Annotated in this window: 11 protein-coding genes and 1 tRNA gene; 9 read left to right on the top strand and 3 right to left on the bottom strand. The window is 67.7% G+C overall.

Annotated features, from left to right (window positions below):
- Positions 1–185: 185 nt before the first annotated feature.
- The 3 genes from Aau02nite_RS36065 to Aau02nite_RS36055 form a co-directional block, all read right to left on the bottom strand.
- The gene (locus Aau02nite_RS36065; protein ID WP_212993097.1) at positions 186–1,238 is read right to left on the bottom strand and encodes an HdeD family acid-resistance protein; all 1,053 of its coding nucleotides are present in this window, start codon (positions 1,236–1,238) and stop codon (positions 186–188) included.
- A 131-nt stretch (positions 1,239–1,369) separates the two neighbouring features.
- On the bottom strand, positions 1,370–2,128 hold the full coding sequence (locus Aau02nite_RS36060) for a transcriptional regulator (protein ID WP_212993096.1): 759 nt from the start codon (positions 2,126–2,128) through the stop codon (positions 1,370–1,372).
- Between the two features lie 36 nt (positions 2,129–2,164).
- A tRNA-Leu gene (locus Aau02nite_RS36055) sits at positions 2,165–2,251 on the bottom strand.
- Between the two features lie 126 nt (positions 2,252–2,377).
- Here Aau02nite_RS36055 and Aau02nite_RS36050 point away from each other — a divergent pair.
- The 9 genes from Aau02nite_RS36050 (at position 2,378) to Aau02nite_RS36010 (ending at position 10,923) form a co-directional block, all read left to right on the top strand.
- On the top strand, positions 2,378–2,995 hold the full coding sequence (locus Aau02nite_RS36050) for an ANTAR domain-containing response regulator (protein ID WP_212993095.1): 618 nt from the start codon (positions 2,378–2,380) through the stop codon (positions 2,993–2,995).
- A gap of 250 nt (positions 2,996–3,245) precedes the next feature.
- On the top strand, positions 3,246–4,376 hold the full coding sequence (locus Aau02nite_RS36045) for a branched-chain amino acid ABC transporter substrate-binding protein (RefSeq protein WP_246595691.1): 1,131 nt from the start codon (positions 3,246–3,248) through the stop codon (positions 4,374–4,376).
- Between the two features lie 81 nt (positions 4,377–4,457).
- Positions 4,458–5,408, top strand: a complete 951-nt coding sequence (locus Aau02nite_RS36040) for a branched-chain amino acid ABC transporter permease (protein ID WP_212993114.1) — start codon at positions 4,458–4,460, stop codon at positions 5,406–5,408.
- Positions 5,405–6,568, top strand: coding sequence for a branched-chain amino acid ABC transporter permease (locus Aau02nite_RS36035; protein ID WP_212993093.1), 1,164 nt, complete (start codon positions 5,405–5,407; stop codon positions 6,566–6,568). The genes Aau02nite_RS36040 and Aau02nite_RS36035 overlap by 4 nt, the downstream gene beginning before the upstream one ends.
- Positions 6,569–6,665: 97 nt before the next feature.
- Positions 6,666–7,451 carry an ABC transporter ATP-binding protein gene (locus tag Aau02nite_RS36030; RefSeq protein ID WP_212993113.1) on the top strand — a complete coding sequence of 262 codons (786 nt, stop codon included), beginning with the start codon at positions 6,666–6,668 and terminating at the stop codon, positions 7,449–7,451.
- Positions 7,441–8,151, top strand: coding sequence for an ABC transporter ATP-binding protein (locus Aau02nite_RS36025; RefSeq protein ID WP_212993092.1), 711 nt, complete (start codon positions 7,441–7,443; stop codon positions 8,149–8,151). The genes Aau02nite_RS36030 and Aau02nite_RS36025 overlap by 11 nt, the downstream gene beginning before the upstream one ends.
- Before the next feature lie 74 nt (positions 8,152–8,225).
- Positions 8,226–9,137 (top strand): ABC transporter substrate-binding protein, encoded by a 912-nt coding sequence (locus tag Aau02nite_RS36020; RefSeq protein ID WP_212993112.1) that lies wholly within the window; start codon positions 8,226–8,228, stop codon positions 9,135–9,137.
- An 8-nt stretch (positions 9,138–9,145) separates the two neighbouring features.
- Entirely contained in the window at positions 9,146–10,162 is a 1,017-nt protein-coding gene (locus Aau02nite_RS36015; RefSeq protein WP_212993091.1) for an amino acid ABC transporter permease, read from the top strand.
- On the top strand, positions 10,159–10,923 hold the full coding sequence (locus Aau02nite_RS36010) for an amino acid ABC transporter ATP-binding protein (RefSeq protein ID WP_281421112.1): 765 nt from the start codon (positions 10,159–10,161) through the stop codon (positions 10,921–10,923). Before Aau02nite_RS36015 ends, Aau02nite_RS36010 begins: the two co-directional genes overlap by 4 nt.
- Position 10,924: the final 1 nt, after the last annotated feature.

Raw genomic sequence — 10,924 nt, 5'->3', positions numbered from 1 at the left:
TGAGGTCCGTTTGGCTGTGGCCGCCGGGCCGGGTCCGCCGGCTACGACCGCCGGAGTGGGGCCTGGAACGGAAAGGGCCCCGCCGGAGTGGGGCCTGGAACGGAAAGGGCCCCGCCGGTGCGGGACCCCGGCCCGGCGACTGGCCGTTTCAGCGGGTCCCGCCACCGGCGGGGTAGGGGAAACTTTCAGTCCATCCGCCGGCCGCGCGCGACGCTCGACGTGTCGTCCATCCCCGCCTCGGCCCGGCCCGCCTCCAGCGATGCCTCATCCGATCCGTGCGCCCCGCGCTGCCCCGCGGACGTCTCCGCCGCCGGCAGCTCCGCACCCTCGGCCGTGTCCGGAACCTCGACGTGCTCGTCCGCCGCCGCCTGCGCCGCCGCACCCGGCACGGCTGCGCCGGTCACTCCGGCCAGCGCCAGCATCGCGTCGAGGTCGGCGGTGGTCCGCAACACCTCGTCGTGGAAGCTGCCGGCCGGCCCGTCCTGCGATTGCGGCAGCTGCGCCTGCGCCCGTACCGGTGCGGAAGCCGGCGCCGGAAGATCGGACATCGGCGAGGCCGAAGGCCGGGTCGCCGCCCGGTGCCGCGGGCCCGCGGCCCGCTGCGATCCGGACTGGAAATCGGTCAGCCCGGCCGAATACCCGGCAACCCCGACGGCCCGTTCCGGCGTCAGCTCCAGCAGCCGCCCGGCCCGCGCGGCGGCCGAGGCCTCCCGCAGCCGCAGCGACGCGACCAGATCGGCGACCCCGCGGCACAGCGCCGCCCCGCCGAGCACCAGCACCACCAGCTCCGGCGTCCGCACGAACGAACTGGCCGAGAAGAACCCCAGCGCGGCCTCGACCACGCCGACGACCATGAGCAGACCCCAGATCCGGTCCGTCTCCCGCGTCAGCATCGACACGGCGATGTCCGCCGCGCCCCGCACCATCAGATACCAGCCGATCAGCGCGGCCGGCGTGGCCCACGTGGTGTCCCCGTCGCGCAGCATGAGCACGCCGGTGGCGGCGAACAGCACGGCCATGCCGGCGTTCAACCACCAGGTCCGCGTCCCGGCGAGCGCGCGCACCGCCTCGGTCACCGCCGCGAACAGGATCACCGGCCCGGCCACGTGCACCAGATCGGCGGGCTCCAGCCGCAACACGCTCCAGGCGATCGCCAGCCACGCCACACCCGCGAACAGAAGGAACCCCCACATCCCGTCGCGGACGACGGTCAGGGGCGACGAGCCGGACCACAACATGGAGCCTCCTGGCAGTGCTGGTACTGCCATGACAACACCAGCGAGACCGGCAAACCGGTCTTTCCCGGAATTCCCCCGGGGTGGTTCGCTGCCTGCTCCGATCGTCACCCTGAGGGTTACCGGGCATCGTCTCAGTGCTTCGGTCCCACGTATTGGTCCAACTCCCGGACGTCATCGCGGCGCGCGACCGACAGCAGGTTACGCCGGCACATCCGCCAGCGGAGACCGAGCTGATCGAGCGACTCCTGGCAGAGCGCCATGATGTCGGTGGATTCGTTGGAGAACATGTACCTCGGATAGAGATACGTTCTGCCTGATCGGACCACCTTGTTGGTAACCCGGCAGCCATCGGAGTGAAATAGTCCGCGCAGGAAACTTCCGGGATTTCCGTCGATTACCGGCTGCTGCCAATCCGTGAGCCGGATGGATCTTTCATGCTTGCGCCCGGGCCCGTGCTGAGGCAGTAGACACGGCCAATGACTCGCATAACTCTGCACATTGATGCAACCGGTCTGCCGCACCCGCTGCACGTTCCTGGCCAAGACCGCCAGCATCGCTGTCTCGCACTCGTCGATCAGTCCTGGCCACGTAGCGGTGCAGGAGACGCGCAACACGGGCACCTTGGCGCTGGTGACCAGGTGGCCGTCGCCGAGGTAGAGGCCGAGAAGATACGAATAGCTTTTCTGATCTTGCGGAAGGCCGGGAACCGGTCGGCAGCGCGGGCATCTCGACGGCTCAGGAGGATGCATCAGCCGCCGTCTGGCGCGCTCGCCGTGGAACCAATGCGCAACCGTGCCACGGGGTAGCCCGACGGCCTTGCAGACCTCGCCGAAAGGGATGCCGGCCGCCATCATTGCTGTCGCGCGCTCGCGCAAATGAGGTGGATGCACCCCGGCATTATCGAACAGGGGTACGACACTTTTTCGTGGTGCCGGGGACGGGATTCGAACCCGCATGTCCTTTCAGACAGATGATTTTGAGTCATCCGCGTCAGCCGATTGCGCCACCCCGGCATGCCCGGTCCTGATCGTGACAAGGTCACGCTGACCAGAGCACGTCGAAGCTTACCCACTACGCTGAGGGCGGTGGCACCCAGATACCCGGGTGTCGTGACAGAGCAGCGTTGGGGGTAGGGGTTCGTGGCCGACACGCAGGCGGGTGCCGAGCGCAGGCGGGTGCTGATCGCCGAGGACGAGGCGCTCATCCGGCTGGACCTGGCCGAGATGCTCGTGGAGGAGGGCTACGACGTCGTCGGTGAGGCCGGTGACGGCGAGACCGCCGTACGGCTGGCCGAGGATCTGACGCCGGACCTGGTCATCCTCGACATCAAGATGCCGATCATGGACGGCCTGGCGGCCGCGGAGCGGATCGCCGGCGGGCGGATCGCGCCGGTCGTCATCCTGACCGCTTTCAGTCAGCGTGACCTGGTCGAGCGGGCCCGGGCCGCCGGCGCGATGGCGTACCTGGTCAAGCCGTTCCAGAAGTCCGACCTGGTGCCGGCGATCGAGATCGCCCTCTCCCGGTATTCGGAGATCTCCGCGCTGGAGTCCGAGGTCGCCGGGCTGACCGACCGGCTGGAGACCCGCAAGTCGGTGGAGCGCGCCAAGGGCGAGCTGATGACCAAGTACTCGATGACCGAGCCGCAGGCGTTCAAGTGGATCCAGCGCACCGCGATGGATCACCGGATGACGATGCGTGAGGTCGCGGACCGGATCCTCGCGGAGGGTGAGGAGTCGGCCGGTACGCCCGCTCCCTGACCGGTGACCTCTGAGAACTGCCTGTTTGTTACACCTTCCCCGGCCGGGGATCACCGGACGTAACGGTTCGGTGAATGCCCGTGCGAACACTTACTACGGTGCCGGATCGTGGGATAGCGTCCCGCCCCATGACGGGCGCAGTTGTGTCGTGCCGGTGCGCAAGTGCCAATCGACCGGCGGTGGCTCGGTGGGTTCGGTATGGAGGAGGGTTCCAACCTTGAGGCAGGTTCTCGCACGTGCCATCGGCGGGTTGGCCGTTATCGGCCTCATCGCCGGTGCTGCTGCTTGCAACAGCGACAGCGGCAGTGATGACACGGCCAGTGGCAACTGCGGCTACAAGCTCGCGTTCTTTGGCGCCCTGACGGGGTCTTCGGCGAACCTCGGTGTGAACATCGAGCAGGGCTTCGAGCTGGCCATCAACCAGTTCAACGAGAAGAAGGGCTCCGACTGCATCACGGTCGCGAAGTTCGACTCGCAGGGCGAGCCGGGTGTGGCGCCCGGTGTGGCCCGTAACCTGGTCGCCGACAAGAAGATCCTGGCTGTCGTCGGCCCGCCGTTCTCGGGTGAGTCCGAGGCAGCCGTCCCGATCTTCGAGGCCGCCGGCATCCCGTCGGTCTCCCCGTCCGCGACCCGCGTGTCGCTGACGGCGAACGGCTGGAAGACCTTCCACCGCGCGGTCGCCAACGACGACGCGCAGGGTCCGGCCGCGGCCAACTACATCAAGGACGTCATGAAGGCCCAGAAGGTCTTCGTGGCGAACGACCAGTCCGCGTACGGTGCGGGCCTGTCGGAGGTCGTGCAGAAGACCCTCGGTGCCGCGGTGGTCGCCACCGACAAGACCGAGGCCGACGGCAAGCAGACCGACTTCTCGGCGCTGGTGCAGAAGGTCGTCTCCTCGCAGGCGACGGTGCTGTTCTACGGCGGCTACTACCAGAACGCCGGCCTGATCCGTAAGGCGCTCACCTCGGCGGGCTGGAAGGGCACGCTGGTCGGCGGCGACGGCATGAAGGACGTCGGCCTGGCCAAGGCCGCAGGTAACGGCCCGGCCACCGGCACCATCGTGACCTGCCCGTGTTCCCCGCCGGAGAAGGCGGGCGGCACGTTCGTCACGGACTACAAGGCCAAGTGGAACGTCGACGCCGGTACCTACAGCGACGTGGCCTACGACGCCGCGAACATGCTGCTGCAGGGCATCGACGCCGGCAACAACACCCCGGAGAAGCTCAACACCTACCTGAAGACGGTGGAGTACAAGGGCATCGCCAACACCTACAAGTTCACCGACACGGGCGAGCTGGACCCGAACTTCATCAAGGTCTGGACGTTCAAGTTCGACCCGACGGGCAACCAGATCGCGGACCAAGAGGTTCCTACCGCCTGATCGACTGAGTAACTTTTCGTAGGGCCGGTGCGGCCGGATGATCTCCGGCCGTACCGACCTTCTCGTTTCAGGAGCCCCTTAGTGAACTTCTCCGGTCTGATTCAGGACTTCGGGCCGCTCACGATCACGGGACTGGCCCAGGGCGCGATCATCGCGCTCTTCGCCCTGGGTTACACCCTGGTCTACGGCGTTCTTCGCCTGATCAACTTCGCGCACTCCGAGGTCTTCCTGATCGGTTCGTACGCCTGCCTCATCGTCTGGGGCTTCTTCGGACTCGATCAGAACTCGGCTACCCCTAACGTTCTGAGCGTCATCGGCCTGTTGTTACTGGGTCTGGTGGCGGCGATCATCTTCTCCGGCCTCACCGCACTCGGCGTGGAGCTGGTGGCCTACCGGCCGCTGCGGAAGCGCAACGCGCCGCCGCTGGCGTTCCTCATCACCGCCATCGGCGCTTCGCTGTTCATCTCCGAGACCGTCGGCGTCATGACCCAGCGCAACATCAAGGGTGTGCCGCCGCTGATCCAACCGCGGGACGTCTTCGTCATCGGCAACATGCATGTGACGAATCTCCAGATTCTGATCATCGTGCTGGCGCTCGTGTCGATGTTCCTGCTGGATCGCTTCATCAACCGTTCCCGGCTGGGCCGGGGTATCCGCGCGGTGGCGCAGAACCCGGACAGCGCGGCGCTGATGGGCGTGAACAAGAGCCGCGTGATCTCCCTGGTCTTCCTGCTGGGTGGCCTGATGGCGGGTATCGCTGCGGTCATGTACGACCTGAAGATCGGCGTCACGCGGTTCGACGCCGGCTTCCTGCTGGGCATCGAGGCGTTCACCGCGGCGGTGCTCGGCGGTATCGGCAACCTGCGTGGGGCGCTGCTGGGCGGCCTGCTGCTGGGTCTGCTGCAGAACTACGCGGCCTCACTGTTCGGCACCGAGTGGCTGCACGCCGCGTCGTTCGTGCTGCTGGTGTTGATCCTGGTGGTCCGTCCGACGGGCCTGCTGGGCGAGTCTCTCGGGAGGGCAAGGGCATGACAACCGAGGCGACGAGTTCCCCCACGCCGAAGACGCCGCTCTCCGCGCAGGAGAAGAAGAACGCCCGCGAGGACCGGGGCGGCGTCCGCGGCTGGTACGGCCGGCAGTCCAAGCCGGTCCGGATCGTGCTGGGCGTGGTCTTCGCCGCGCTGGCGTTCCTGCTGCCGTACGTGGGCGAGGTCCCGCTGATCGGCCCGCAGATCGTCACGCAGGGCATCGACTGGCCGAGTGCGCTGTTCAACATGTCCTACTACGTGCTGCTGGCCCTGGGCCTGAACGTGGTGGTCGGATTCGCCGGTCTGCTCGACCTGGGATACGTCGGCTTCTTCGCCGTCGGCGCCTACACGGTCGCGCTGCTGGCCTCGCCGGACAGCGTGCTGCGGACCGAATGGGGCTGGCTGGCCGCCGTGCCGATCGGTCTTACGGTCGCGATGATCTCCGGTCTGGTGCTGGGTTACCCGACCCTGCGGCTGCGGGGCGACTACCTGGCCATCGTGACGCTGGGCTTCGCGGAGATCATCCGCATCGTGGCGACGAGCACCGAGACGCTGCGTGGTGACCGGGGCTTCTCGGACATCCCGCACCCGCCGGGTGAGTTCTCCGACGGCAAGCCGATCTTCGGTGTGGCCGACGCGGTGCCGTACTACTGGCTCGGCCTGGCCGTCATCATCCTGGTCATCTTCGGGGTGCGTAACCTGGACAACAGCCGGGTCGGCCGGTCCTGGCTGGCGATCCGCGAGGATCAGGAAGCCGCCGAGATCATGGGCGTGCGGACGATCAAGTACAAGCTGTGGGCGTTCGCCATCGGCGCGTTCATCGGTGGTCTGGGCGGCGTGATGTTCGCCGGCCAGCAGGGCTTCATGAACTCGCAGACGTTCATCCTGCAGTTCTCCATCCTGGTGCTGGCGGGCGTGGTCATGGGTGGTTCCGGCAACATCGCCGGGGCGATCCTGGGCGGCGCGCTGATCTCGTACATCCCGGACCGGCTCCGGGGCATCGAGGACCCGATCTGGGGGACCGACCTGTTCGGCTTCCGGTTCGCCATCTTCGGTGCGGTGATCATCGCCATCATGATCTTCCGCCCGCAGGGGCTGATCCCGAGCCGGCGCCGTGCGATGGAACTCAAGGACCGCGAGAAGGAGGTGGCTCCCATTGAGTGAGCCGCATATCGAGACGCCGGGTGAGGCCGACGAGGCCAACGCGCGTCCCGTCGACCAGGCCGCGCCCGTCGGCGGGACGGCCACGGACCAGCCGCCGGTGAAGCCCATCGGCGACGTCCTGCTCGAGGTCGACAACGTGACCTTGCGCTTCGGTGGTGTCGTCGCGCTCAATGAGGTCAGCTTCAGCCTGCGCAAGGGCGAGATCTTCGGTCTGATCGGCCCGAACGGGGCCGGCAAGACCACCTGCTTCAACGTCATGACCGGGGTCTACCGCCCGACCAGCGGTGGCATCCGGTTCCAGGGTCAGTCGATCATCGGCAAGAAGAAGCACGAGATCACCCGCGGCGGGATCGCCCGCACGTTCCAGAACGTGCGGCTGTTCCCGGAGATGACCGCGCTGGAGAACGTGATGGTGGGTGCGGACGCCCACCACAAGACCAGCGTGATCGCCGCGTTGTTCCGGCTGCCCCGGCACCACCGCGAGGAACGCACGGGCCGGGACCGGTCGTACCAGCTGCTGCGCTTCGTCGGCATCGAGCACCGCGCCGGCGACGTCGCGCGCAACCTGTCGTACGGCGAGCAGCGGCGCCTGGAGATCGCCCGGGCCCTGGCGACCAACCCGACGCTGCTGTGCCTGGACGAGCCGGCCGCCGGCTTCAACCCGGCGGAGAAGACCCAGCTGCTCGCGCTGATCCGCAAGATCCGGGACAGCGGCGTGACGGTGCTGCTCATCGAGCACGACATGCGCCTGGTCATGGGTGTGACCGACCGGATCGTGGTGCTGGAGTTCGGCAAGAAGATCGCCGAGGGGACTCCCGCCGAGGTGCGGGACAACCCGGCCGTGATCGCCGCTTACCTGGGAGTGCCGGCCGATGCTGCTTGAGCTGAAGGACGTCACGCTGCTGTACGGGCGCATCCAGGCCCTGCACGGCATCAGCCTGGCCGTCGGCGAGGGCGAGATCGTCGCCCTGATCGGCGCGAACGGCGCCGGGAAGTCGACGACCATGCGGGCCATCTCCGGGCTGCGCCCGGTCGCCCAGGGGACGATCCACTTCAACGGCGAGGACATCACCAAGCTCCGCGCGGACCTGCGGGTCGTGCGGGGTGTCTCGCAGTCGCCCGAGGGCCGTGGCATCTTCCCCGGCATGTCGGTGCGGGAGAACCTGGAGATGGGCGCTTACACGCGGCGCAACCGCGCCGAGATCAACGAGGATCTGGACCGGGTGTTCACCCTGTTCCCGCGGCTCAAGGAGCGCGAGAAGCAGGTCGGTGGCACGATGTCCGGTGGTGAGCAGCAGATGCTGGCGGTCGGCCGGGCGCTGATGAGCCGGCCGAAGCTGCTGCTGCTCGACGAGCCGTCGATGGGCCTGGCGCCCATGCTCATCCAGCAGATCTTCGACATCGTCGTGGAGATCAATCAGCAGGGCACGACCGTGCTCCTGGTTGAGCAGAACGCCCAGCAGGCGCTGTCCCGGGCACACCGGGCGTACGTGCTGGAAACCGGCGAGATCGTCAAGTCGGGTACCGGCGCCGAACTGCTGACCGACCCCTCGGTCAAGGACGCCTACCTCGGCGTCGCTTGAGCCAACCCGCAGCGGAAAAACGAGGAAACTTCGTTATCCGAGGCAACTCGAACACCATTGAGGAGTTGACGACGATGTTCCGCACCACCCCCATGCGGCGCGCGTTCGTGGGCCTGACCGCCGCGTTCGCGATGACCCTGTCCCTGACCGCCTGCGGCGAGGAGACGGCTGACCCGGGCACCGGGTCGGGCGCTCCGGTGCCGTCGGCTTCCGCCGACACCTCGCTGGCCGACAAGGTCCCGGCCGAGATCAAGGCGGCCGGCAAGCTCACCATCGGTACGGACTCCACGTACGCGCCGAACGAGTTCCTGGACGCCGACGGCAAGACGGTCATCGGCTTCGACGTGGATCTGTTCAACGCGGTGGCGCAGAAGCTGGGCCTGACCACCGAGTGGCAGTCGTCCAAGTTCGACGCGATCATCCCGGGCGTGACGTCCGGCAAGTACACCGTCGGGGTGTCCTCGTTCACCGTCAACGCCGAGCGGATGAAGGAGGCCACCATGGTGTCCTACTTCAACGCCGGCACGCAGTGGGCGGCCAAGGCCGGGGCGACGATCAACCCGGACGACGCCTGCGGCAAGAAGGTCGCCGTGCAGGTCGGCACCGTGCAGCTCGACGACATCACCGCGCGGTCGAAGAAGTGCACCGACGCCGGCAAGCCGAAGATCACGATCGACCAGTACCAGTCCCAGGCCGACGCGACCAACGCGGTCGTCTCGGGCAAGGACGAGGCCATGCTGGCGGACTCGCCGATCGGCGCGTACGCGGTGAAGCAGACCAACGGCCAGCTGGCCCTGGTCGGCGAGATCTACGACTCGGCGCCGTACGGCTACGTCCTGCCGAAGGCGCAGGCCGAGTTCGGTGCCGCGATCGAGGCCGCGCTGGAGGCCCTGATCGCCGACGGCACGTACAAGACGATCCTCAGCAAGTGGGGCGTCGAGGCCGGCGGCATCACCGATCCAGCCGTCAACCCGCAGGTCTCCTGACCCGCGCAATGACGACGGAGACACAGTCCGGACGGGCACGACCCGAGGCCATCAAGGCCGTGCCCGTCCGGCATCCCGGACGCTGGGTGGCGATCGCGGTCCTGGCCGTGCTCGCCGCCATGTTCCTGCACCTGGTCCTCACCAACGACCGGTTCAACTGGCGCTTCATCTTCGTCACCATGGGCGAGGGCAAGCGGGGCGCCATGTTCACCGGCCCGGTGCTGGAGGGCCTGCGCGGCACGCTGTTGCTGACCGTGGTGGCGATGCTGATCGGTGTCGGGCTGGGCATCGTGCTGGCGATCATGCGGTTGTCCACGAACCCGGTGCTGTCCGGGGTCGCGTTCGTCTACACCTGGGTGTTCCGGGCGGTGCCCCGGCTGGTGCTGGCGATCCTCTTCGGCAACCTGGGCATCCTGTGGGAGCGGATCGGCCTCGGGCTGCCGTTCGACCGGCAGATCGGCAACCTGTTCGGCATTCACGACCTGAACGCGCAGTTCTACAGCATCAAGGCCACCGACCTGCTCTCCGGCTTCCTGGCCGGCGCCCTGGCGCTCGGGTTGTCCGAGGCGGCGTACATGGCCGAGATCGTCCGGGCCGGCATCCAGTCCGTGGACGAGGGCCAGTCCGAGGCGGCCGCCGCGCTGGGCCTGGCGCGCGGGCAGGTGCTGCGGCGGATCGTGCTGCCGCAGGCGATGCGGGTGATCGTCCCGCCGACCGGCAACGAGACGATCGCGATGGTCAAGGACACGTCGCTGGTGGCGTTCGTACCGGTGTCGTTCGAGCTCTTCTTCCAGTTACAGGCGATCAGCTCGCGCACGTTCATCGTGCTGCCCGTGCTGATCGCGGCGTGCCTCTGGTATCTGATCATCTGCAGCGTGCTGATGGTGGTGCAGTTCTTCGTCGAGCGGCACTTCAGCCGCGGTTACGGCACGGCCGGCAAGGCCCGGATGCGGCTCAGCGGCCTGTCGGCCGAGCAGGGTGGCGGTGCGGTGCCCACGTCGGGTCCGGGAGGAGCGGGAGCATGACGGACGAGATGGTCCGCGCGGACAACGTGCACAAGTCGTTCGGCTCCCTGGAAGTGCTCAAGGGCATCGACCTGGTGGTCAAGCAGGGCGAGGTGTCCTGTGTGCTCGGCCCCTCCGGTTCGGGCAAGTCGACGTTCCTGCGCTGCATCAACCACCTGGAGAAGATCAACGCCGGCCGGATCTTCGTCGACGGCGACCTGATCGGCTACCGCGAGCGCGGCGGCAAGCTGCACGAGCTCAAGGAGAGGGAGGTCGCCGCGCAGCGCCGGGCCATCGGCATGGTGTTCCAGCGGTTCAACCTCTTCCCGCACATGACGGTGCTGCAGAACGTCATGGAGGCGCCGTGCCGGGTCAAGCGGGAGAGCAAGAGCGAGGTCCGCGACCGCGCGGTCGCTCTTCTCGACCGGGTCGGCCTGGGCGAGAAGAAGGACAGCTACCCCGCTCAGCTCTCCGGCGGCCAGCAGCAGCGGGTCGCGATCGCCCGGGCGCTGGCCATGCGGCCCAAGCTGATGCTCTTCGACGAGCCCACCAGCGCGCTCGACCCCGAGCTGGTCGGCGAGGTCCTGGACGTGATGAAGGACCTGGCCCGCGACGGCATGACCATGATCGTGGTCACCCACGAGATCGGCTTCGCCCGCGAGGTCGGTGACTCGCTGATCTTCATGGACGGCGGCGTCGTGGTCGAGCAGGGACCTCCGCGCGAGGTCATCGGCAATCCGCAACAGGAACGAACCAAGGCATTCCTCAGCAAGGTGCTGTGAA

The sequence above is a fragment of the Actinoplanes auranticolor genome (assembly GCF_018332655.1).
Classification (GTDB): Bacteria; Actinomycetota; Actinomycetes; order Mycobacteriales; family Micromonosporaceae; genus Actinoplanes; species Actinoplanes auranticolor.
The sequence above is the reverse complement of the archived record's forward strand: the minus strand, read 5'-3'. Positions and strand labels throughout refer to the sequence as shown.